This window comes from Agromyces sp. G08B096 (genome assembly GCF_040267705.1).
GTDB lineage: Bacteria > Actinomycetota > Actinomycetes > Actinomycetales > Microbacteriaceae > Agromyces.
This window is the reverse complement of record NZ_CP158374.1, coordinates 221,793-242,777: the sequence shown is the minus strand read 5'-3', so window position 1 is coordinate 242,777 and position 20,985 is coordinate 221,793. Positions and strand designations below refer to the sequence as shown.

23 protein-coding genes are annotated in these 20,985 nt (G+C 74.2%); 20 read left to right on the top strand and 3 right to left on the bottom strand.

Annotated elements, in window-relative coordinates; all coding sequences use genetic code 11:
* Nucleotides 1-4: 4 nt before the first annotated feature.
* Nucleotides 5-1,414, bottom strand: coding sequence for an MFS transporter (locus tag ABIQ69_RS01185; RefSeq protein ID WP_350350054.1), 1,410 nt, complete (start codon nucleotides 1,412-1,414; stop codon nucleotides 5-7).
* Nucleotides 1,415-1,629: 215 nt separating this feature from the next.
* On the opposite strand from ABIQ69_RS01185, the gene ABIQ69_RS01180 reads away from it, so the two are divergent.
* The 3 genes from ABIQ69_RS01180 (at nucleotide 1,630) to ABIQ69_RS01170 (ending at nucleotide 4,760) form a co-directional block, all read left to right on the top strand.
* The gene (locus ABIQ69_RS01180; RefSeq protein WP_350348570.1) at nucleotides 1,630-2,514 is read left to right on the top strand and encodes an ATP-binding cassette domain-containing protein; all 885 of its coding nucleotides are present in this window, start codon (nucleotides 1,630-1,632) and stop codon (nucleotides 2,512-2,514) included.
* Complete coding sequence (locus ABIQ69_RS01175; RefSeq protein WP_350348569.1) at nucleotides 2,511-3,611, top strand: ABC transporter permease; 1,101 nt, start codon at nucleotides 2,511-2,513, stop codon at nucleotides 3,609-3,611. The genes ABIQ69_RS01180 and ABIQ69_RS01175 overlap by 4 nt, the downstream gene beginning before the upstream one ends.
* A gap of 72 nt (nucleotides 3,612-3,683) precedes the next feature.
* On the top strand, nucleotides 3,684-4,760 hold the full coding sequence (locus tag ABIQ69_RS01170) for a low specificity L-threonine aldolase (RefSeq protein WP_350348568.1): 1,077 nt from the start codon (nucleotides 3,684-3,686) through the stop codon (nucleotides 4,758-4,760).
* Here the strand turns inward: ABIQ69_RS01170 and ABIQ69_RS01165 are convergent.
* Together ABIQ69_RS01165 and ABIQ69_RS01160 are read right to left on the bottom strand one after the other, a co-directional pair.
* Complete coding sequence (locus ABIQ69_RS01165) at nucleotides 4,757-5,212, bottom strand: hypothetical protein (RefSeq protein ID WP_350348567.1); 456 nt, start codon at nucleotides 5,210-5,212, stop codon at nucleotides 4,757-4,759. The genes ABIQ69_RS01170 and ABIQ69_RS01165 overlap by 4 nt on opposite strands.
* Nucleotides 5,213-5,236: 24 nt before the next feature.
* Nucleotides 5,237-6,301, bottom strand: coding sequence for a hypothetical protein (locus tag ABIQ69_RS01160; RefSeq protein ID WP_350348566.1), 1,065 nt, complete (start codon nucleotides 6,299-6,301; stop codon nucleotides 5,237-5,239).
* A gap of 466 nt (nucleotides 6,302-6,767) precedes the next feature.
* On the opposite strand from ABIQ69_RS01160, the gene ABIQ69_RS01155 reads away from it, so the two are divergent.
* The 17 genes from ABIQ69_RS01155 (at nucleotide 6,768) to ABIQ69_RS01075 (ending at nucleotide 20,863) form a co-directional block, all read left to right on the top strand.
* A complete protein-coding gene (locus ABIQ69_RS01155) occupies nucleotides 6,768-7,556 on the top strand; it encodes a sigma-70 family RNA polymerase sigma factor (protein ID WP_350348565.1) in 789 nt (262 codons plus the stop codon).
* Nucleotides 7,557-7,702: 146 nt separating this feature from the next.
* Nucleotides 7,703-8,548, top strand: coding sequence for a flagellin (locus tag ABIQ69_RS01150; protein ID WP_350348564.1), 846 nt, complete (start codon nucleotides 7,703-7,705; stop codon nucleotides 8,546-8,548).
* A gap of 168 nt (nucleotides 8,549-8,716) precedes the next feature.
* Nucleotides 8,717-10,111 carry a flagellar filament capping protein FliD gene (fliD, locus tag ABIQ69_RS01145; protein ID WP_350348563.1) on the top strand — a complete coding sequence of 465 codons (1,395 nt, stop codon included), beginning with the start codon at nucleotides 8,717-8,719 and terminating at the stop codon, nucleotides 10,109-10,111.
* A gap of 20 nt (nucleotides 10,112-10,131) precedes the next feature.
* Nucleotides 10,132-10,533 carry a flagellar export chaperone FliS gene (gene fliS / locus ABIQ69_RS01140; RefSeq protein WP_350348562.1) on the top strand — a complete coding sequence of 134 codons (402 nt, stop codon included), beginning with the start codon at nucleotides 10,132-10,134 and terminating at the stop codon, nucleotides 10,531-10,533.
* Nucleotides 10,523-10,849 (top strand): hypothetical protein, encoded by a 327-nt coding sequence (locus ABIQ69_RS01135; RefSeq protein ID WP_350348561.1) that lies wholly within the window; start codon nucleotides 10,523-10,525, stop codon nucleotides 10,847-10,849. Before fliS ends, ABIQ69_RS01135 begins: the two co-directional genes overlap by 11 nt.
* A 121-nt stretch (nucleotides 10,850-10,970) precedes the next feature.
* Nucleotides 10,971-11,315, top strand: coding sequence for a flagellar basal body rod protein FlgB (gene flgB / locus ABIQ69_RS01130; protein WP_350348560.1), 345 nt, complete (start codon nucleotides 10,971-10,973; stop codon nucleotides 11,313-11,315).
* 13 nt (nucleotides 11,316-11,328) lie between these two features.
* Entirely contained in the window at nucleotides 11,329-11,721 is a 393-nt protein-coding gene (locus ABIQ69_RS01125) for a flagellar basal body rod C-terminal domain-containing protein (protein ID WP_350348559.1), read from the top strand.
* Entirely contained in the window at nucleotides 11,721-12,071 is a 351-nt protein-coding gene (gene fliE / locus ABIQ69_RS01120) for a flagellar hook-basal body complex protein FliE (RefSeq protein ID WP_350348558.1), read from the top strand. The genes ABIQ69_RS01125 and fliE overlap by 1 nt, the downstream gene beginning before the upstream one ends.
* Entirely contained in the window at nucleotides 12,071-13,630 is a 1,560-nt protein-coding gene (gene fliF / locus ABIQ69_RS01115) for a flagellar basal-body MS-ring/collar protein FliF (protein WP_350348557.1), read from the top strand. Before fliE ends, fliF begins: the two co-directional genes overlap by 1 nt.
* On the top strand, nucleotides 13,627-14,640 hold the full coding sequence (gene fliG, locus ABIQ69_RS01110; protein ID WP_350348556.1) for a flagellar motor switch protein FliG: 1,014 nt from the start codon (nucleotides 13,627-13,629) through the stop codon (nucleotides 14,638-14,640). Before fliF ends, fliG begins: the two co-directional genes overlap by 4 nt.
* Entirely contained in the window at nucleotides 14,624-15,277 is a 654-nt protein-coding gene (locus ABIQ69_RS01105; RefSeq protein ID WP_350348555.1) for a FliH/SctL family protein, read from the top strand. The genes fliG and ABIQ69_RS01105 overlap by 17 nt, the downstream gene beginning before the upstream one ends.
* A complete protein-coding gene (locus ABIQ69_RS01100) occupies nucleotides 15,274-16,653 on the top strand; it encodes a FliI/YscN family ATPase (RefSeq protein ID WP_350348554.1) in 1,380 nt (459 codons plus the stop codon). The genes ABIQ69_RS01105 and ABIQ69_RS01100 overlap by 4 nt, the downstream gene beginning before the upstream one ends.
* Nucleotides 16,650-17,075 carry a flagellar export protein FliJ gene (locus tag ABIQ69_RS01095; protein ID WP_350348553.1) on the top strand — a complete coding sequence of 142 codons (426 nt, stop codon included), beginning with the start codon at nucleotides 16,650-16,652 and terminating at the stop codon, nucleotides 17,073-17,075. Before ABIQ69_RS01100 ends, ABIQ69_RS01095 begins: the two co-directional genes overlap by 4 nt.
* A 1-nt stretch (nucleotide 17,076) precedes the next feature.
* A complete protein-coding gene (locus tag ABIQ69_RS01090) occupies nucleotides 17,077-17,760 on the top strand; it encodes a C40 family peptidase (protein ID WP_350348552.1) in 684 nt (227 codons plus the stop codon).
* On the top strand, nucleotides 17,757-19,208 hold the full coding sequence (locus tag ABIQ69_RS01085; protein ID WP_350348551.1) for a hypothetical protein: 1,452 nt from the start codon (nucleotides 17,757-17,759) through the stop codon (nucleotides 19,206-19,208). The genes ABIQ69_RS01090 and ABIQ69_RS01085 overlap by 4 nt, the downstream gene beginning before the upstream one ends.
* A 9-nt stretch (nucleotides 19,209-19,217) precedes the next feature.
* Nucleotides 19,218-19,640, top strand: a complete 423-nt coding sequence (locus ABIQ69_RS01080; protein ID WP_350348550.1) for a flagellar hook capping FlgD N-terminal domain-containing protein — start codon at nucleotides 19,218-19,220, stop codon at nucleotides 19,638-19,640.
* A 62-nt stretch (nucleotides 19,641-19,702) separates the two neighbouring features.
* Nucleotides 19,703-20,863, top strand: a complete 1,161-nt coding sequence (locus ABIQ69_RS01075) for a flagellar hook protein FlgE (RefSeq protein WP_350348549.1) — start codon at nucleotides 19,703-19,705, stop codon at nucleotides 20,861-20,863.
* The last annotated feature ends 122 nt before the right edge of the window (nucleotides 20,864-20,985 follow it).

The following is a 20,985-nucleotide window of genomic DNA, read 5'->3' as shown; positions in this document are numbered from 1 at the left end:
CCGGTCAGGCGCCGGGTCGCGACGCCGCGCCGTCCGCCGCGGCGGGCTCGGTTCCGTCGTGCGCGGCGTCCGCGGGGTTCCCCGCGCCGGCTCCGGCCGCCGAGTCCGCGACATCCGCGGAGGCGCCCGTGTACTCGGCCGAGAGGATGCGGTACGACCGGGTGGCGAAGGCGAGCACCGCGAGCACCACCATCGCGAGGCCCGAGAACAGGAAGACGAGCGCGATACCGCGACCCTCGCCGTCGCCGAGGACCCAGCCCCACGTCGAACGCCCCGCGTCGGAGTCCATGTAGGGGATGATCCAGAACTCGGCGATCGGGGCGATGAGGAACGCGGTGATCGGCGCGGCCGCCGACTCGATCGCCGCGGCGAATCCGAACACGCGACCCTGCTGCCGGAACGGCACGACCTTCTGGATGACGGTCTGCTCCGACGCCTCCACGACCGGGATGAGGCACATGTACGCCCAGATCCCGACGGCGTACAGCCACCACCAGTCGCGGATGGTGAACAGCGCGCCGAGCACGCCCATCGCGATCACCACGAGCAGCATCGTGCGGATGGGGTTCGCACCGAGCCCGAACTTCGCGACCACGAGCCCGCCGATGATGAAGCCGGTCGCGGTGACGCCGAGGACGACCCCCCACGCCTCCACCGGGAACAGCGTCAGGCCGTACGGGTCCATCAGCGCCATGTACACGCCGCCGATGAGGTTGTTGAACGTCGCGAAGACGATGAGGGCGAACAGGCCGGGGGCCGCGCGCACGGCGCGCACGCTGCCGCGGAAGTCGATGGTCGAGGCGCGCTCGCCCTCTGCGGGCACGGGCTGTTCCTCGGGCACCTTCAGGAAGAAGAGGTGCACGAGCGCCACGAGGGTGAGCGCGATCGCGATGACCAGGGTCCACCCCATGCCGAGCAATCCGATGGCGAGCCCGGAGAACACGCTCGTCACGATGAAGGCGATGCCCTGCACGGTGCCGACCATGCCGTTCGCGTTCGCGTGCCGTTCTTCGGGCACGAGCAGGGTGACGGTGGTCGAGAGCGCGATGTTCCGCATGTGCTCGACGACCGAGCCGAAGAGGATGATGCCCGAGAACGCCCAGAACCAGGGGCCGCCGAGGTCGACCAGGGCGGACTCGGGCTGCAGCAGGTAGAGCACGCCCGCGACGACGAACGAGCCCAGCGTGACGAGGCTCGAGAAGATCATCACCTGCAGCTTGCGGTGACGGTCGACGATGGTGCCGAACAGCATCGCGAAGAACGCGATGAGCAGCATGTAGGCCCCGCCGATGATGCCGGTGGCGAGCACCGAACGGGTCTCGAGGTAGACCCAGAACGTCAGCGCGAACCAGAGGAAGCTCGTCGTGACGTTGGCGAGCGCGGTGTTGACCAGCACCTGCAGGAAGGTGCGCATGCCGTTCGGCGGCGGCACGACCGCAGGGTGCGGCGCTGCCGCCTCGGCCTGCTCGTCGGAGGTCTCGCTCACCCGCGTAGGTTAGCCACCGCCGCCGACATCCGGAACCCCGCGCGGCCATCCTCCCCCGCACGGCGGAGCGGCGGGGAAGACCGGCCGCCGAAACCCGCCGGGTGACGGATGCCCCGCCGGCGAGGCATCCCTACCGTGGAGCCATGCTCGAACTGCAGGGGATCACCAAGCGCTACGGCGACCGCCTCGCGCTCGACGACGTCGGCTTCACCGTCGGCGACGGCCGGCTCACCGGCTTCGTGGGCGGCAACGGCGCCGGGAAGACCACGACGATGCGGATCATCCTCGGGGTGCTCGCCGCCGACGGCGGGACGGTCGCGCTCGACGGGCGCGCCGTCGACGCCGCCGACCGACGCCGCTTCGGCTACATGCCGGAGGAGCGGGGCCTCTACCCCAAGATGAAGGTGCTCGAGCAGACGGTCTACTTCGCCCGGCTGCACGGCTGGAGCGCGGCCGCCGCGCGCCGGAACGCGACCGAGCTGCTCGACCGGCTCGGCCTCGGCGAGCGCCTGGACGACACCGTCGAGTCGCTCTCGCTCGGCAACCAGCAGCGCGCGCAGATCGCGACCGCGCTCGTGCACCGACCCGAGCTGCTCGTACTCGACGAGCCGTTCTCCGGGCTCGACCCCATGGCCGTCGAGACGGTGCAGACGGTGCTCGCGGATGTCGCCGCGCAGGGCGCGCCCGTGCTGTTCTCCTCGCACCAGCTCGACGTCGTCGAGCGGCTCTGCGACGACCTCGTCATCATCGCCGGGGGCCGGGTCCGCGCCGCGGGCTCCCGCGACGCGCTCCGTGAGGAGCACGGCTCCGACCGCTGGGAGCTGCTCACCACGGGCGACGCGGGCTGGGTGCGCGGCATCCCGGGCGTCACGGTCGTCGGGTTCGACGGCGGGTGGGCGCTGTTCGAGGCCGAATCGGATGCCGCGCGCCGCGCCGTGCTCGCCGAGGCGGTGTCGCGCGGCGACGTCGTCAGCTTCAGCCGCGAGCAGACCACCCTCGCCCAGATCTTCAAGGAGGTCGTGCAGTGACCGACGCCCCGCACCACCGGCCCCGGTTCACCGAGACCGTCGGCCTCATCGCCGGCCGCGAGATCTCGACCCGGCTCCGCAGCAAGGCGTTCGTCATCTCCACGCTCGTGCTCATGGCCGCCGTCCTCGTCTCCGTCGTCCTCGGGTCGGTGTTCGGCTCGAACGACGACCCGGCGAGGGTCGCCGTCGTGGGCGAGGCATCCGCCGCCGCGGCCGAGGCGCCAGGTCTCGAGCCGGTCGTCGCAGACGACCTCGCGGCCGCCGAACGGATGCTGCGGGCCGGCGACGTCGAGGCGATCGTCGCGGACGAGGCATCCGACCCGCTCGGGATCACGGTGATCGGCCTCGACTCGCCGCCGAACCAGGTGGTCGGCGCGCTCTCGGTGCGACCCTCGGTCGAGCTGCTCGAGCGGGCGGCCGCCGACCCGCTGCTGGCCTACTTCGTGGCCTTCGGCTTCGGCATCGTGTTCTTCTTCGCCGCCCTGACCTTCGGCCAGACCATCGCGCAGTCGGTCGTGGAGGAGAAGCAGACGCGTATCGTCGAGATCCTCATCGCCACGGTCTCGCCGCGGCAGCTGCTCACGGGCAAGATCCTCGGCAACTCCGCGCTCGCGCTCGGGCAGGTCGTCGCGATCGCGGCGCTCGCGATCCTCGGACTCGCGCTCACCGGCCAGCGGGTGCTCCTCGGCGGGCTCGGCGCCTCGGTCGTGTGGTTCGTGGTGTTCTTCGCGTTCGGCTTCGTGATGCTCTCGGCGCTGTTCGCGGCGACGGCGGCGACCGTGTCGCGGCTGGAGGACGTGGGCACGGTCACGACGCCCGTGACGATGCTCGTGATGATCCCCTATTTCCTCGTCATCTTCTTCAACGACAACCCGACCGTGCTCGCGGTGATGAGCTACGTCCCGTTCTCGGCCCCCGTCGGCATGCCGGTGCGGATCTTCCTCGAGCAGGCGGCGTGGTGGGAGCCCCTGCTCTCGCTGGCGATCCTGCTGGCGACGACGGCGGTCGCCGTGCTCGCCGGCGAGCGCATCTACCGGCACTCGCTGCTGCGCACGGGCGCCCGCGTGCCCTTCGCGGAGGCGCTGCGCGGCCGCTGAGGCGCCGGATCGCGTCCAAAGGTGGAGCGGGCCGATGGCAGGCGCGGGGCGGGCGGATGGCAGGATGGTGCGGTGACCGACCAGCTCCACGACACGACGTTCCGCGGCTTCGCCTCCGACAACTACTCGGGCGTGCACCCCGAGGTGCTCGACGCCATCGCCGCGGCGAACGGCGGCCACCAGGTCGCCTACGGCGAGGACCACTACACCGCTCGGCTGCAGGAGGTCTTCGCCCAGCACTTCGGCGAGGGCGTCGAGGCGTTCCCGGTGTTCAACGGCACGGGCGCGAACGTCACCGGCCTGCAGTCGATGCTGCCGCGCTGGGGCGCGGTCATCTCCGCCAAGACGGCGCACATCAACTCCGACGAGGGCGGCGCCCCGGAGCGCGTGGGCGGCATGAAGCTGCTCACCGTGCAGGCCCCCGATGGCAAGCTCACCCCCGAGCTCATCGACGAGGAGGCGTGGGGTTGGGGCGACGAGCACCGCGCGCAGCCGCTCGTCGTGTCGATCACGCAGACGACCGAGCTCGGCACGGCGTACACGGCCGACGAGGTGCGGGCGATCGCCGACCACGCGCACTCGCTGGGCATGCGCCTGCACATGGACGGTGCGCGCCTGTCGAACGCGGGCGCCTCGCTCGGCCAGCCGCTGCGCGCCTTCACCCGCGACTCCGGCGTCGACGTGCTGAGCGTCGGCGGCACGAAGAACGGCGCCCTCGGCGCCGAGGCGATCGTCGTGCTGAACCCCGAGGCGGTCGAGGGGCTCACCTACCTCCGCAAGCTCAACATGCAGCTCGCGTCGAAGATGCGCTTCGTCTCCGCCCAGCTCATCGCCCTGTATGAGGGCGACCTGTGGCTGCGGAGCGCGTCGCACGCGAACGCGATGGCCCGGCGTCTCCGGGACGCCCTCGACGCGGGCATCGCCGCGGGCGAGCTGCCGGGCCTCGGCTTCACCCAGGAGACGCAGTCGAACGGTGTCTTCGCGAGCCTGCCCGCCGGCGTGGCCGACCGGCTCCGCGAACGCGGATTCCGCTTCTACGACTGGGACGCCGCGCGCGGCGAGGTGCGCTGGATGTGCTCCTTCGACACGACCGAGGCCGACATCGACGCCTTCGTCGCCGGCATCCGCGAGGAGCTCGCGGCGGTCTAGCCCTCGCTCTGCCCCCAGAGCTCGAGCTGCCGGTGCAGCGTCGCGTGCGCGATCGCCGCAGCGATGAAGCGTTCCCGGAGCCGCACCACGGCTGGGCTCGCATCGCGCGCGGCCTGCGCGCGCGCGAGTCGCTGGTTCATCGGCCCGACGCGCGCGGCGAGCCGCCGGAGCGCCACCGGCGCGCGCGGCAGGTCGGCCGCCAGCGCGATCTCGTAGGGCACCACCACCGCGCCGTGCTCCACGGTCTCGAGGATGCCCCAGGGTTCGACGTCGTCGTCGGTGAACGCCGCGACCGACCGCACCGTCAGATCGCGGTAGAAGCGTTCGTTGCGGACCCCCTGGCCGACCATGCCGACGGGACGGTGCCCCCGCAGGTGCGCGAGCGCGGCGCGTCGTCGCGGCGGGTCGAGCCGGTCGAGCACGAGCCAGGTCGGTCGGCGCTCAGCGGCCATCGCCGCCGGGTGCTCGCAGGTGGGTCAGACGTGGAGAGGGAGCGCGCTGTGCGGGGGGCATGCTTCAACTGAAACACGTCCCCCGGTGCGGGGCCAGTCCCTGACTCGCCCTCGTTTCGAAGCGATGGACGGTTCCCCCGTTTCGGTGGCCCCGGCGAGGGCGCTCTCCCAGATCGCGGTGGCGTGCGCGGGCCGTCCGGCGAGGTAGCGCGCGATCTGGTCGCGGTCGGCGGGAGCGGGCTCTGAGAACGGCGCGAACAGGGCGACCGTGGCCTTGGTGCTGCGGCCCTCGAGGTGCTGACGGCAGGCGGTCACGACGCCCTCCGGCAGGCCGGCGACATACGCGACGAGGTCGGCGGCGACGGTCGCGGGCACCCGCCCGGCGCCGGCCGGCGGCAGCTGCTCGTCGGCCGAGACGGCCGCCCACAGCAGCCGGCGCACCTCGGCGCGCGACCGGAGGCCGAGCTGGAGCTCGTCGAGCAGCGTGTCGCAGGCGCCTCCGGCGCCGAGGTACCCCGATTCCGAGCCGGCCGTGGCGCGGTGCAGGAACGCGTCGAGCGCGTCGGGCGCGAACTGGTCCATCGACGCCGGCTTCGAGAAGCCCTCGACGAGGTGGAAGCGCTCGACCGGCCGGTGCCGCGGGTGGAAGTCGGCCCCGAGCCGGATCTCCTCCGCGAGGCGTTCGACGGCGCGCGGCGACAGCGACCGGCCGAGTCTCGCCTCGGTCTCCGCGACGCGGTCCTTGAGCAGGCGCAGCGCCTTCGCGGTCTCGTGCCGGACGGGTCCGTTGACGAATCGGGAGCACACGGTCGTGGCGATGCGCTGCACGATCGCGCCCGGCACCGGATGGCCCTGCTCGATGCGCTTCACGAGTTCGAGCAGCGTCTCGCCGATGGCGTCCTGCACGTCGGCGTCGCCGAGGCCGACCCGGCGGCGGAGGCCCCGCACCGCACGGCTCACCTCCTCGACGAGGTCCGCGGCGGCGGCTCGCCGGTCGCCGGCATCGGCGGCGGCGAGGTCGATCGTCCAGTCGCGGACGCGCGGCGGCATCCGGTCGACGTCCGTGACGGGCGCTTCGGAAGTGCTCATGCCCCCAGCGTGAGCGAGGCCGCATGCCCCGAGCCGGGCCATCCGGCGGCCGCCTCCCGCGCGGTGTCGACACGTGATGCACGAGCCCGCCTGCTCGGCCCGGATCGCCGGAGCGACGGCACATCGGCAGCCCGGAGGGCTGCACGGCGCGAACCGATCGATGCACGAATCCCGCGACTTCCTCGGCGCGGAACTGACGGCCGCCGTGTCGCGGCCGATAGCTCTGCCTGCACGGCGCGCTGTGCACCGCCTCCCTGCAGTGGAGGACGGCCGCTGCGCGGGCATGCCCCCAACTCATGACCCGCGCAGCGGCACCGCCGTGCCCCGTCGTGCGCCCGTCCTGCTCGGCGGAACGGGCCCGTCACGGGGCATCCGGATGCCGCTCGCCGGTGCCGCGCATGAACGGGACATCGACTCCGCTCGGCGCTGCCGGCGGAGTCGTGCACCGAGCATTGGGGGGACACCGGTGAATCGCACCACCACGAGCCGGGATCGGATGATCGTCGAGCACCTGCCGCTCGTCGGATTCCTCGTATCGAGGGTCATGGCGAGCGCCACGCACCTGTCGCGGGACGACCTCGCGCAGGCCGGAGCGGTCGCGCTCGTCCAGGCCGTCGACGCGTATGACGAGGCGCGCGGCGTGCCGTTCGGCGCGTACGCGCGCGAGCGGATCCTCGGCGCGATCCGCGACGAGATGCGGGCGGCCGACTGGGCGAAGCGGTCGACCAGGCAGACCATCAAGCGCACGCTGGCCGTGCAGGAGGAGCTGCACGGCACCCTCGGCCGGCAGCCGAGCACCGCCGAGCTCGCCAGCGCCCTCGGCGTCGACCAGGCGACCGCGGCCGAGCAGGCCTCGCTCGCGAACCGGCGCATCGGCCCGTTCGACGAGACGTTCGCGGGCTCCGAATCGGCGGACGTCCCGCTGCCCGACACCGAGATCATGGTGCGCGAGCGCGTCGACTTCGTGCGGCACGCGGTGCAGGCGCTGCCCGAGCGGTTGCGGTACGTCGTCGAGGCGATCTACCTCGAGGACCGCACCGTGACGGAGCTCGCCGCAGAGCTCGGCGTCACCCACTCCGCCGTCTCGCAGCAGCGCACCGAGGCGCTCCGGCTGCTTCGGCTCGGCACCGCCGGCTACCACGATCAGGAACAGCTGCCGCAGGAGACGCCCGCCGCGGCGACCGGCCGCGCGCGGCGCTACCTCGACGAGCTCGCGGGCCGGCTCGGGGTGCCGGCCGTCGACCACGTGCACTGACGGCGCGCGGCGCGGAACACCGCGCGCGGGTCGGGCGCGGGACATCCGTTCGACCACCCGGCTAACGGCCTGCCCGCCGCACCCGACAGTCGTGGATGCCGGTCCACGGATGGGCCGGCGTCCCACGATCAAGGAAGAGATCTCTCATGGGTATGCAGATCAACACGAACGTCGCGGCGTTCAACGCTCACCGCAACCTGACCAACACCCAGAACGACCTGTCGAAGTCGCTCGAGAAGCTCTCGAGCGGTCTGCGGATCAACCGCGCGGCGGACGACGCCGCCGGCCTCGCGATCTCGGAGGGCCTGCGCTCGCAGATCTCCGGCACCAAGGTCGCGGCGCGCAACGCCCAGGACGGCATCTCGGTCATCCAGACCGCTGAAGGCGCCCTGACCGAGGTGCACAACATCCTGCACCGCATGCGCGACCTCGCCGTCCAGGGCGGCAACGACTCGAACAACGCTGAGTCGCGCGGGGCGATCCAGAAGGAGGCCGACGCGCTCAGCCTCGAGCTGTACCGCATCACCGAGGGTGTGAACTTCAACGGGATCGACCTGCTGCAGGGCGGCTCGCTGAACTTCCAGGTCGGCGCGGGCGACACGGCGAACGACACCATCACCGTCAACCTGGCCAACGTGGGCACCGCGGTCGGCACGCTGGCCTCGGCCGACGGCACCGCCGCCGGCGCGGGCTTCGTGGTCACCGACAACGCCACCTCGAAGACCACGGTGACCGCGATCGACGCCGCCATCACGGCGATCTCGACCGCTCGCGCCGACCTCGGTGCGCAGCAGAACCGGTTCGAGTCGACCATCCGCACGCTGAACGTCTCGGCCGAGAACCTGTCGGCCGCGGAGTCGCGCATCCGCGACACCGACATGGCGGCGGAGATGGTGAACTACACCCGCGCCAGCATCCTCTCGCAGGCCGGCACGTCGATGCTCGCCCAGGCCAACCAGGCCAACCAGGGCGTGCTGAAGCTGCTCGGCTAGGCCGACCCGGCCGGGGCGAGCCCGGCGGCGCACGGACGGGGACCTCCCCGCCCGCACCGCCGCCGGGCTCGCCCGTTTCCACCGCACCGCACGCACGACTTCAGGCACCGCACCGCAGACCCGACTCGACCCGACCCGACCCGACCCACCGACTCGAACGGACGCGCCATGGGCATCTCCCTCGACGGCCTCGCCAGCGGCCTCGACACGACCGAGCTCATCACCAAGCTGATGAGCATCGAGGCGGCACCGCGCACCCTGCTGAACGCCAACCGGCAGAAGGCCAACGTCGCGCTCACCGACTTCCAGGGGCTGAACACCGCGCTCGCCCGTCTTCTCGAGCAGGCCACGACGGCGACGAAGCCGTCGGCGATCGCCCGCTTCACCACGACCTCCTCCGACGCCTCCGTCTCGGTCACGGCCGGCGAGGGCGCCGCCACCGGCGGCATCGACCTCACCGTGACGCGCGTCGCGAGCGCGCACGTGATGGTCTCCGCGGCCATGCCGACCTGGCCCGGCTCCCCGCCCGTGCTCACCGTGGTGCGCCCCGACGGCACCCGCAGCCAGGTCGTCGCCACCGGCGACTCGGTCGCCGAGATCGCGCGGGCCGTCAACAACGCCGAGCTCGGGATCACCGCGACCCGCATCCAGGCCGGCACGGATGCCTCCGGCCAGCCGCTCTACCGGCTCCAGTTCGCCTCGACCGAGACCGGCGCCGACGCCGCCTTCCGCGTCTACCAGGGCAGCGCGGCCGACCTCGACGCCGGCACCGCCGTCGATCTGCAGAGCGTCGCCGGCGCCGCACTCGTGCGGCAGGGCCAGGACGCCGCGGTGACGCTCTGGGCCGGCACCCCGGCCGCCCAGGAGGTCACGAGCGCGTCGAACACGTTCGACGATCTCCTTCCAGGCGTCGACGTGACCGTGTCGAAGCCGACCGCCGACCCCGTCTCCATCACCGTCGGCGCCGACGTGAAGGCCTCGTCGGAGGCGGCATCCGCGTTCCTCGACGAGGTGCGGAAGATCCTCACCTTCATCACGCAGAAGTCCGCGACCACGAAGACCACCGATGCCGAGGGCAACGCCATCACGGCCGTCGGCAGCTTCACGAGCGACTCGAACGTGCGCACCCTGCGCCAGGCGCTCGTCGCCGCCATCCAGGCGCCCGTCGACGGCGCGTCGCTCGCGCCGTTCGGCATCAGCTTCTCGAAGGAGGGCGAGCTCGAGTTCGACGCCGAGAAGTTCCAGGCCGCCATGGCCGCCGAGCCGGCGAAGGTGCAGGCGGCGTTCGGCACGATCGCCGGACGCGTGGCCGAGGTCGCCGACCGGTACTCCGACAAGTACGACGGGCTGCTCACCAAGCAGATCGAGAGCCGTCAATCGCTCATCAAGGACATGGACGACCAGATCACGAACTGGGGGCGAAGGCTGGAGCAGCGCGAGGCGGAGCTGCGGCGCACGTACGCCGCGCTCGAGGTCGCGCTCAGCACCATGAACGCGCAGTCCGACTACCTCGCCTCCCAGCTCGCCGGCCTGCCGAGCTGGACCCCCCGCACCGAGAAGTAGCCCCGACCGGAGGAGCCGACGTGATCGACCGCAGCGCGGAGTACCGGCGCACCGCCATCCTGAGCGCCTCGCCCAGCAGGCTGCTGACGATGCTGTACGACCGGCTCCTGCTCGACCTGCACCGCGCAGAGGCCGCCCAGCTCGCGGGCGACTGGCCGGAGGCCGGCGGGCAGCTGACGCACGCCCAGGACATCGTCATCGAGCTGCAGCGCTCGCTCGACGTCGACCTGTGGGACGGCGCGAGCCGGCTCATGGCGATCTACGACTACGTCTTCCAGGCCCTCGTGCGGGCGAACATCGGCCGCGACGTCGAGCTCACCCGCGAGTGCATCGCGCGGCTCGAACCGCTGCGGCGCGCCTGGCACGAGGCTGCCGAGGCGAGCCCGGCCCGAAGCACGACCGGGGCGGCGCATGTCGGCTGACGACGTCGCGGCGGCGTGGGCGGCCTACCTCGGCCGGCTCACGAGCGAGACGGATGCCTCGGACCGGGACGACTTCTCGGGCCCCGGCAGCTCGAACCCGGGTGCCATCGCCCTCCCGGCTCCGCCGCCCTCACCGCTGCCCCCGGAGCTCGCCGACGCGGCCGCGGACGCGCTCGAGGCGCTGCGGCGACGGATCGCCGCCACCGAGCAGGCCCGGCTCGACCTCGCCCGTGAGCTCGAGCAGCTCGCCGCGCAGCGCCGGTCGCGCCCGGCCGCCGTCCCCTCGCGACCGGTCTACCTCGACCGCACGGCGTAGCCCGGCGCGAGGCATCCGGCTAACGCACCGGCGCACACGACCGACAGTGTCGCGCGAGCACGGATCGCTCGACGACCAGGCCAGGGACCGGCCGCCCGCTGCACCATCTGGGGGACCACTCGTGTTCGATTCCGTGTCGGCGCTCGCGCTCTCGAGCGCGCTCGACGGGCTGGCGGCGCGCCAGCGCGCCATCGCCAACAACATCGCGAACGTCAGCACGCCCGGCTACCGAGCCCAGCGCGTCCAGTTCGAGCAGGCGCTCGCCGCTTCCATCGCCGCCGGCGACGGCGCCACCCGGGCGACCACCGCGCGGTCGCTCGAGCCGACGCAGCTGAACGGCAACAACGTCAACCTCGACACCGAGACGCTATCGAACATCGACACCGTCCTGCGGTTCCAGTTCGCGAGCCAGGCCGCGAACGGGCAGTTCACCTCCCTGCGCACCGCGATGCGCCTGAACGGATGACCGGAGCCCGACCATGACCTTCGACGCGATCGGCATCGCCGGCACCGCCCTCACCGTGCACCGCAAGTGGCTCGACGCCGTCTCCGACAACCTCGCCAACGCGAACACCGCGACGAGCACCGCGGGCGACGCGTTCCAGGCCCGCTACGTCATCGCCCAGGCGGGCGCGGGCACGACCGGCGTCTACGTTCAGGGCGCCGCCTTCGGCGACGCCGAGGGTCGGCTGGCGTATCAGCCCGACCACCCCCTCGCCGACGCCGACGGGTACGTCCGCTACCCCGACATCGACATGTCGAGCCAGATGGGCGCGCTCATCATGGCGCAGCGCGGCTACCAGGCCAACGCCGCCGTCGTCGACCGTGCCCGCGAGACCTACCTCGCGGCCCTCCAGATCGGGCGCGGCTGATGCCGGTCGAGGCCGTGGCCGCCGCGGCATCCGGGGCCGCAGGCGTGACGCAGACGGGGTACCTGGCCGACCCGGCCGGCGCGACCGGCGCCCGGGCATCGGGCGCCGACGCCGTGAACCCCGCCGGGGCGACCGGGTTCGCCCAGGCCCTCGCCGGCGCCGTCGACGGCGCCCAGGCGCTGCAGGGCGAGTCGAAGCAGCTCGCGATGCGGGCCATCACGGGCGACCTCACCGACATCCACCAGGCGACGCTCGCCTCCTCGCGCGCGGCGGTGACGCTCGAGCTCGTCGCCGCCGTCCGCAACCGCGGAGTCGAGGCGTTCAACGAGATCATGCGGATGCAGGCCTGATGCCCGCCCCGATCAAAGCCGGTCTCGCCCGCATCGGTGGGTTCATCGGCGGGTTCAGCGTCGCGCAGCGCGTGCTCGCGGTCCTCGCCGTCGCCCTCCTCGCCGTGGGCGTGGTGGCCCTCGGCGCCTGGCTGTCGCGTCCCGCGTACACGCCGCTGTTCTCGGGGCTCGCGGGCGCCGACGCCAACGCGGTCGTCGAGCAGCTCCGGTCGGCCAACGTGCCGTACGAGCTCGCCGACGGCGGCTCGACGGTGCTCGTGCCGCAGGAGGTCGTCTACGAGGAGCGGCTCAAGGCCGCCGCCGCCGGGCTCCCGTCGTCATCGACGGGCGGGTACGCGCTGCTCGACGAGATGGGCGTGACGACCTCGGCGTTCCAGCAGTCCGTGACCTACAAGCGCGCCATCGAGGGCGAGCTCGCCCGCACGATCTCCGCGATGTCGGGCGTCAAGTCGGCGGCCGTGCAGCTCGCCCTGCCGGAGGAGACCGTGTTCGTCGAGGAGCAGCGCGACCCGACGGCGTCGGTGTTCATCGAGACGGCCGCCGGCACCACGCTCACCACGTCGCAGGTCGAGGCCATCGCCCACCTCACGAGCGCCGCCGTCGAGGGCATGAAGGTCGAGGACGTCGCCATCGTCGACGCCGACGGCAACGTCCTCTCCGCGCTCGGCACCGGCCCGGGCGGCGGCAACGACACCCGAGCCGGCGACTACGAGACCCGCGTCGCGGCATCGGTGCAGCAGATGCTCGACCGCATCGTCGGCGGCGGCAACGCCACCGTGGCCGTCGCCGCGACCATCAGCGACGAGTCCGCCGAGGTGACGAGCGAGCGCTTCGAGGCCGCCGCCGACACCCCCGCCCTGAACGAATCGGTCAACACCGAGGAGTACACCGGCACGGGCGGCGCGCAGGCGGGCGTGCTCGGCCCCGACAACATCGCCGTGCCGGGCGGCGACGGCGGCGACGGCACGTACACCTCCGAGGAGACCGTGCGGAACAACGCCGTCGACAAGGTCACCGAGACCCGCAGCATCCCCGCCGGCGCCGTCGCGCGACAGTCGGTGTCGGTCGCGATCGACCGCGCCGCGGCCGAGGGGCTCCGCGTCGCCGAGGTGCAGGACCTCGTCGCGGCCGCCGCCGGCATCGACCCCGAACGCGGCGACGAGATCAGCGTGCAGCTCGTCGACTTCAGCACCACGGACGCCCAGCAGGCCACCGAGGCGCTCCGTGCCGCCGAGGCCGACGCCGAGGCCGAGCGGCTCGCCGAGCTCGTGCGCTGGGGCATCCTCGCCGCCGTCGTGCTCGTCATCGGCATCATCGGCGCCATCGTCATGGGCCGCCGGTTCCGCGCCAAGCGCGAGCCGCTCGAGCTCGAGGAGGCCGTGCCGCACTACGAGCAGGTGTTCGAGCCCGAGCCCGACCCCGTCGCCCTGCCGTCCGGCCCCCGCGAGCCCGACCCGGCCGATGCGAAGCGCGCCGAGATCGCCCGCATGGCCGAGCAGGACCCCGATCGCACCGCGCAGCTGTTGCGTGCCATGCTCGATGATCGGACGCCCGCATGAGCACCGCCGCGCTGACCGGCGCGCAGAAGGTCGCCGTCGTGCTGATGAACCTCGAGCGCGAGCAGGCGGCCGCGCTGCTGAAGGGGTTCACCGAGTCGGAGGCCGCGGAGATCACCGCGGAGATCATCCGCCTGCAGCGCGTCGACGCCACCACCACCGACCTCGCGATCTCCGAGTTCCACGACCTTGCGGTCGCCGGGCGGATCGGCGCCCGGGGCGGCCGTGAGCTCGCCGAGGACCTGCTCGCCTCCTCGTTCGGGGCCGACCGGGCCGCGGGCGTCATGAACCGCGTCGCCTCCTCGCTCGCCGGCAAGTCGTTCGAGTTCCTCGACAGCGCCGAGCCCGCGCAGGTCGTCTCCCTCCTCGACGCCGAACTGCCGCAGACGGTCGCCGTGGTGCTCACGCACCTGCGCCCGGCGCAGGCGTCGAGCATCCTCGCCGGCCTGCCCGACGACCGTCGCGCCGACGTCGCGGAGTGCATCGCGCAGATGACCAGCGCCACGCCTGCGGCGATCGCCATCGTCTCGTCGACGCTGAAGGCGCGCGCGGCATCCATGATCTCGCCCCGCGCCGCGACCGAGGTGGTCGGCGGCGTGCAGCCCCTCGTCGACATCATCAACCGCGCCCCCGTCGCCACCGAGCGCGCCGTGCTCGACGCCCTCGAGGCCCGCAATCCCGACCTCGCCGAGGAGGTGCGCAGCCGCCTGCTCACGTTCACCGACGTCGTCCGCCTCGACGACCGCGACGTGCAGCGCGTCGTGCGCGGCACCGACATGGCCGCGCTCGCCGTCGCGCTCCGCGGCGCACCGGCCGCCGTCGACCAGAAGATCCGGCAGAACCTCTCCGAGCGCAACCGCGAGCTGCTGGACAGCGAGGCCGCGCTGCTCGGCCAGGTCCGTCTGTCGCAGGTCGAGGAGGCGCGAGCCGACCTGGTCCGCGCCATCCGCGAGCTCGCCGAGGAGGGCGAGATCACCGTGCACCGGGGGGATGCCGATGAGTACGTCGCGTGAGGCCGGCGCGGCCGCTCCGGCGGACGCGTTCGAGGTGCTGCCCTTCCCCGACCTCGGGGTGACCGCGGGCGGTTCGCCCGCCGCCGGCGTGCCCGCCGCCGTGCAGCGCGGCTACGCCATGGGGCTCGCCCGCGGGCGGCGCCGCACCGAGCGGGAGCGGGCGCGCCTGCTGACCGAGCTCGCACACCGGAACGCCTCCGCCGAGGCTGAGCGGGAACGCCGGGTCGCCGAGGCCGTCGCCCGGTTGGATGCCGCGTGCGCGGCGGTGCGCGCGACCGCGGCGCCCGTGCTCGCCGACGCCGACCGAGCACTCGCCGACGGCGTGCTGAGCCTCACCGCTGCCGTGCTCGGCGCGGACGCGGCCGCCGACCCGACGCGTGCCGCGGCCGCCGCCGTCGCCCGCGTGCTGGCGCACGAGGAGACCGAGGCCCCGCTCGTCATCCGGCTGCATCCCGCCGACCTCGAGCTGCTGACGGCCGCCGGCGCCCTGCCCGATCGCGATGGCGTCGCCTTCGAGGCGGACGCGGCGCTCGCCCAGGGCGACGCCGTCGCGGCGCTGCCCGACGGCCTGCTCGACGCCCGCATCGCCTCCGCGCTCGACCGCGCTCGGCGCGCGTTCGAGGAGGCGGCCGGATGACCCCCACGACGACGATCACCCGGCCGGCGACGACGCGGCCGGCGACGACGCGGGCGGCGAACCCTGCCGTGCCCCGCGGCCTCGCCGATGCCCTGCGCGCCGCCGCCCCCGAGCGCGTCGGCCGCGTGCGCAGCGCGGTCGGCCTCGCGATCGAGGTCGAAGGGCTCACGCTCGCCGCAGGAGATCTCGTCGAGCTCGGCGGCGACCCCGCCGCGGTCGCGGAGGTCGTGGCCGTGCGCCCCGGCATCGCGTCGTGCCTGCCGCTCACCCCGGCGCTCCGCGTCGAGACCGGCCTCGAGGTGCGCCGGCGCCTGCGCACCGCGGGCGCCCCGGTCGGAGCCGGCCTGCTCGGGCGGGTGATCGACGGACTCGGGCGACCCATCGACGGCGGCGGCCCGCTCACGGGCGTGCGCACCGTCGACCTCGCCTCGGCCGCCCCGACGCCCATGTCCCGCGCCCGCATCGACCGCCAGCTCGGCACGGGGGTCCGCGTGCTCGACGCCCTCGTGCCGCTCGGCCGCGGGCAGCGACTCGGCCTCTTCGCCGGGTCGGGTGTCGGCAAGTCGTCGCTGCTGTCGATGATCGCGCGCGGCACGGACGCCGAACGATCGGTCATCGCCCTCATCGGCGAGCGCGGCCGCGAGGTGCGCGAGTTCCTCGAGGACGACCTCGGCGCCGAAGGGCTCGCCAGGTCGATCGTGGTCGTGGCCACCGCCGACGAGCCCGCGCCCATGCGACTCCGCGCCGCGCAGCTCGCCACGCGCATCGCCGAGCACGAGCGCGAGCAGGGGCTCGACGTCGTGCTCATGATGGACTCCCTCACCCGGGTCGCGATGGCCCAGCGCGAGGTCGGCCTCTCGGCGGGCGAGCCGCCGGCGACCCGCGGCTACCCGCCCTCGACGTTCGCCCTGCTCGGCCGGCTCCTCGAGCGGGCCGGCACCGCCGAGCGCGGCTCGATCACGGGCGTGTACACCGTGCTCGTCGACGGCGACGACCACAACGAGCCCATCGCCGACGCGGCGCGCTCGATCCTCGACGGCCACGTCGTGCTCGACCGGAAGCTCGCGGTCGCCGGCCGGTTCCCCTCGGTCGACGCGCTCGGCTCGGTGTCGCGGGTCGCGCGCGCCGTGCAGCCGGCCGATCAGCAGGCCGAGGCCACGATCCTGCGGCGTGCGCTCGCGGCGCGCGCGCAGGCGCAGGACCTCATCGACGTGGGCGCCTACCAGCCCGGCGCGAACCCGCTCGTCGACGCCGCGATCGCCCAGGATGCCGCGATCGAGCGGTTCCTCCGCCAGCCGATCGGCGAGGCCGCGCCGCTCGCGGAGACCGCGGCCGGGCTTCGCGCGCTGGCGCAGGCGCTGGGGGCGGCGGCATGACCCGCGGATTCCGGCTCGACGCCCTGCTCCGCGTGCGGCGCGTGCAGGAGGAGCAGGCCCGCAGCGTCCTCGCGGGCCGGAACGCCCGGCTCCGCGACAGCGACGCGCTGCGAACCCGGGCGCTGCACGAGCTCGCCGCGTTCGGCGAGCCCGGCACCGACCTCGACACGCTCCGGGCCGTGGCGGCGGGCCGCGCCTCGATCGAGGCGCGGCTCGGCGAGCTGCGGATGCTCCGCGCCGCTCAGGCTGCCGAGGCCGAGGAGGCACGCGCCGCGCACGAGGCCGCGGACCGCCGGGTGCGGGCTCTGGAGCGGCTCGAGACCGCGCACCTGACCGCGGCCGCCGCCGAAGACCTGCGGGCGGAGCAGCTCCGCCTCGACGAACTGGGGTCCGCGCGCGCGGCCCGACGGGAAGGAGCCTGACATGCCGATCATCGAGGCGCTCGGACGCATCGACGAGATCACCCGCACCGTCGCGGCGCTCGAGGGACGCGAGGTCACCGCGCCGACCGGCCGGTCGGACTCGGCCGCGGCGTTCGCCCCCGTGCTCGCCGCGCAGCAGCCCTCGACCGTGGGCGCCGCCCCCGGTGCGGGCGCCGCAACCGGCCGGGCGATCGTCGACGAGGCGAAGACCTACCTCGGCGTGCCCTACGTGCTCGGGGGCAACGACCGCTCGGGCATCGACTGCTCCGGGCTCGTGCAGCAGGTGCTCGGCACGCTCGGCATCGAGGCACCGCGCCGCGTCTCGCAGCAGCAGCACATCGGCACCGAGGTGGGCTCGCTCGCCGAGGCGCAGCCGGGCGATCTGATCGTGACCCACAACGCCGACCACGTCGTCATCTACGCGGGCGACGGCATGATCGTGCACGCCCCGTACGAAGGCCGCACGGTGTCGTACCAGCCGAACTACCTCACCGATGCCGACATCCAGACGATCCGGCGGGTCGCCCCGGCCGAGCCGGCTCCGGCCGCGGCCTCGGCGGCGCCGATCGCGGCGTCTGCGATGCCGGCCGCCACCTCGCTCGCGGGCGCCGGCATCGACCGCCAGGCCCTCACCGACCTCCTTCTCGCCGCGCAGCTCCAGGCCCTGCTGCGGAGCGCCTCGTGAACGCGGGCGCGATCGTCACCGGGCCGCCGCCGGCGGCCCGGCCGGTGCCGAGCGGCCCGCGGGACTCCGGCGAGCGCTTCGCCGCCGCCCTGCACGCCGCGGATGCCGCGGCCGACTCCCCCGCGCGGCCCGACGCGCCGGCCGCCCAGCGCCCGAACCGCGATGACGCTCTCGCGCACGAGCCCGGCCCGGCGGGCGAGGGCCCCGCCGCGGCCGGGTCTGACACGTCCGCCGCATCCGAGGCCTCGCCGGTCGGCCGGCCCGACGCCGTCAACGCGCCGGCCGGTCAGGTGCACGCGCATCCGGATGCCTCGTCCCCCGCCGCCATCCCGGGCGGCGCACCCGGCGACACCGACGTTCCGGCGTCGCCGGCGCTCGGCGAGGCCGACGGCACCGGCCCGTCGGCAGCCACCACCGTCGCCGCCGGCGCGGCACCGACCGCGCCGAGCGCGGCCCCGCGTGCGGCATCCGTCGGCGCACCGGCCGTTCCGGCCCCATCGACCGCCCCGGCGGGATCCCCGCCGTCCGGCACCGCACCACCCCGCGGCGCCGGCGACTCCCTCGCGGCTCCGCCCGCCGGGGCACCTTCCCCCTCCCCTGCTACGGCGTCGGGTCTCCCGCCCGCACTGGGAGACCGTGCAGCAGCCGGCACGTGGGCCGCCCCGGCCGCGCCCGGCGCCTCGGCGACCGCTTCGGCCGCTGCCGCCGGTCACCCCGCGGGCACGGCGGCAGACCCCGCCGCGGGCGCGGCAGGCGCCCCGAGCACGACCGCCGGCGCGGCCATCCCGGGCGCCGCCGCAGAGGCCCGCCGCACGAGCGGCCCGGCACCCGCCCCCGACGCGCCCGTCCGGGTGGCGGCCGAGGCCACCCAGGCGCAGGCCGGGGCATCCGCCGCGTCACTGGTCACGCCGCAGACGGCGCCCGCACCGGCGGCCGCACCGACCGCACCGGCGCCGACGTCCGCGGCGGCGCCCGGATCGGAACGCCTCGCCCAGCAGCTCAGCGGCCCCCTCGTCTCGCTCGCCCGCAGCGGCACCGACGGATCGGTGCTCGTGCGCATCGCCCCCGAGGAGCTGGGGCCTGTCACGCTCCGGGCCGTCTCGCACGGCGACGGCATCCGGATCGAGGTGCACGCCCCCGGCGACGCCGGCCGCGAGGCGCTCCGCCACGTGCTCGGCGAGCTGCGTCGCGACGCCGCCGCCGCGGGGGTCGGCGCGAGCATCGACCTCGCCGCCGACGATGCCGGCAGCGGCGGGCGCCGCCCCGACCAGGGTGCCGACCCCGATCCGCACACCGGCCCGGGCCCCCGTCGCGACGAACCGGCCGACCGGCGCAGCGCCGCCGCCACCGACCCGCGGCCCGGCCACTCCGCCGACCGCCTCGACCCCGCCCGCACGTTCGCGGCAGCCCCCGGGCAGCCCGGCGGCGGGCTCGACGTCATCGCCTGAGGAGCATCCATGACCGACCCAGTGAGCGCCACCGCAGCCGGCGGGACCTCCGGCCTCTACACCCAGCCGCCCACCACCCGCGTGCCCAAGCAGGAGATGGATGGCGAGCTGTTCATGAAGCTGCTCGTCACCCAGCTCGCCCACCAGGACCCGTCCTCGCCCATGGACACCAACGAGATGATCGGGCAGACGACCCAGCTGGCGATGATGGAGCGCCTGAACGCGCTCGCCACCCAGCAGGAGGAGGCGTTCTCGCTGCAGATGCGCAGCTCCGCCGCCGAGCTCATCGGCCGCACGGTCGAGTACCTCGACAAGGACGGCAAGCCCGTCACCGGCGTCGCCGGCACCGTCTCGTTCGCCGGACCCGTGCCGCTCATCGACGTGGACGGCAAGGCCATCGCCCTCGACCGCATCACCGCCGTCCGCAAGTAACCCCAGACCCGCGCCGCCGTCCGCACCGCCGGGCGCCCGGCGCCGAACCGAAAGGCCAGACCATGCTCCGCTCGCTCTTCTCCGGCATCTCCGGGCTCCGCGCCCACCAGACGATGCTCGACGTCACCGGCAACAACATCGCGAACGTCAACACCGCCGGCTTCAAGGGCTCGGCCACGCAGTTCCAGGACACGCTGTCGCAGCTCATCCAGGGCGGCGGGGCGCCGGGCGCCGCGATCGGCGGCACCAACCCCGCCCAGGTGGGCCTCGGCGTGCAGCTCGCCGGCATCAGCACGAACTTCTCGCAGGGCTCGGCGCAGGCGACCGGCCGCGCCAGCGACCTCATGATCTCCGGCGACGGCTTCTTCGTCGTGCAGGCCGGCGGCGAGACGCTGTACACGCGCGCCGGCGGCTTCGACTTCGACGCGCAGGGCCGGCTCGTCACGCCCGACGGCGCGCTCGTCATGGGCTGGAACGCCGTCGGCGGCGTCGTCAACCAGGGCGGCGGCCTCGCCAACATCACGCTGCCGCGCGGCGCGGTCTCGCCCGCCGTCGCGACGACGGAGGTGCGCTTCTCGGGCAACCTGCCGAGCGACGCCGCGGCCGGCACCGAGATCGTGCGGGACCTCGACGTCTACGGTCCAGACGGCACGGCCACGACGGTGACGCTGACGTTCACGCGCAACGCCGCCGGCTGGGAGGTGAGCGACGGCACGGCGACCCTCGACACCCTCACCTTCGCCGACGGCCTGCCCACGGGCCCCACCACGCTCACCGTCGGCGGCGTCACGGTCGACCTCGCCGGCGTGACCGGCTACGCCGACCTCAGCACGCTGAAGGTCGCCGGGCAGGACGGCCGCGCCGCGGGCACCCTCGACTCGTACTCGATCGGCCCCGACGGCACCATCACCGGCGCCTTCTCCAACGGCGCCACCGAGGCCGTCGGGCGCATCGCCCTGGCCACCTTCGTGAACCCCGGCGGGCTCGAGAAGGCCGGCGACTCCCGGTACCGGGCGACCGCGAACACGGGCGCCGTCGAGCTCGGCGCCGCCGGCGACCCGGGCTACGGCGCCCTTGCGAGCGGCTACCTCGAGATGTCGAACGTCGACCTCTCGCAGGAGTTCACGAACCTCATCATCGCCCAGCGCGGGTTCCAGGCGAACGCCCGCATCATCACCACCTCCGACGAGGTGCTGCAGGAGCTCACCAACCTGAAGCGCTGACGCCCGCGCGCCCGATCCGGGCCGGGATGCCTCGCCGGCGTCCCGGCCCGGATTCGCTGTGTTCCGGGCGGCGTTCGGTGGCGCGGCGGGCGCGGCGGGCCCCGCCCTAACGCTCGCCCGCC

Excerpts from the sequence above, each read along its gene's own strand:
- ABIQ69_RS01150 (WP_350348564.1), top strand. The coding sequence starts at position 7,703 with ATGGGTATGCAGATCAACACGAACGTCGCGGCGTTCAACGCTCACCGC.
- ABIQ69_RS01125 (WP_350348559.1), top strand. The coding sequence starts at position 11,329 with ATGACCTTCGACGCGATCGGCATCGCCGGCACCGCCCTCACCGTGCAC.
- fliD (WP_350348563.1), top strand. The coding sequence starts at position 8,717 with ATGGGCATCTCCCTCGACGGCCTCGCCAGCGGCCTCGACACGACCGAG.
- ABIQ69_RS01185 (WP_350350054.1), bottom strand. The coding sequence starts at position 1,414 with ATGCGCACCTTCCTGCAGGTGCTGGTCAACACCGCGCTCGCCAACGTC.
- ABIQ69_RS01080 (WP_350348550.1), top strand. The coding sequence starts at position 19,218 with ATGACCGACCCAGTGAGCGCCACCGCAGCCGGCGGGACCTCCGGCCTC.
- ABIQ69_RS01090 (WP_350348552.1), top strand. The coding sequence starts at position 17,077 with ATGCCGATCATCGAGGCGCTCGGACGCATCGACGAGATCACCCGCACC.
- ABIQ69_RS01095 (WP_350348553.1), top strand. The coding sequence starts at position 16,650 with ATGACCCGCGGATTCCGGCTCGACGCCCTGCTCCGCGTGCGGCGCGTG.
- ABIQ69_RS01105 (WP_350348555.1), top strand. The coding sequence starts at position 14,624 with ATGAGTACGTCGCGTGAGGCCGGCGCGGCCGCTCCGGCGGACGCGTTC.
- ABIQ69_RS01165 (WP_350348567.1), bottom strand. The coding sequence starts at position 5,212 with ATGGCCGCTGAGCGCCGACCGACCTGGCTCGTGCTCGACCGGCTCGAC.
- fliF (WP_350348557.1), top strand. The coding sequence starts at position 12,071 with ATGCCCGCCCCGATCAAAGCCGGTCTCGCCCGCATCGGTGGGTTCATC.
- ABIQ69_RS01180 (WP_350348570.1), top strand. The coding sequence starts at position 1,630 with ATGCTCGAACTGCAGGGGATCACCAAGCGCTACGGCGACCGCCTCGCG.
- fliE (WP_350348558.1), top strand. The coding sequence starts at position 11,721 with ATGCCGGTCGAGGCCGTGGCCGCCGCGGCATCCGGGGCCGCAGGCGTG.
- fliG (WP_350348556.1), top strand. The coding sequence starts at position 13,627 with ATGAGCACCGCCGCGCTGACCGGCGCGCAGAAGGTCGCCGTCGTGCTG.
- ABIQ69_RS01075 (WP_350348549.1), top strand. The coding sequence starts at position 19,703 with ATGCTCCGCTCGCTCTTCTCCGGCATCTCCGGGCTCCGCGCCCACCAG.
- ABIQ69_RS01100 (WP_350348554.1), top strand. The coding sequence starts at position 15,274 with ATGACCCCCACGACGACGATCACCCGGCCGGCGACGACGCGGCCGGCG.
- ABIQ69_RS01160 (WP_350348566.1), bottom strand. The coding sequence starts at position 6,301 with ATGAGCACTTCCGAAGCGCCCGTCACGGACGTCGACCGGATGCCGCCG.
- ABIQ69_RS01135 (WP_350348561.1), top strand. The coding sequence starts at position 10,523 with ATGTCGGCTGACGACGTCGCGGCGGCGTGGGCGGCCTACCTCGGCCGG.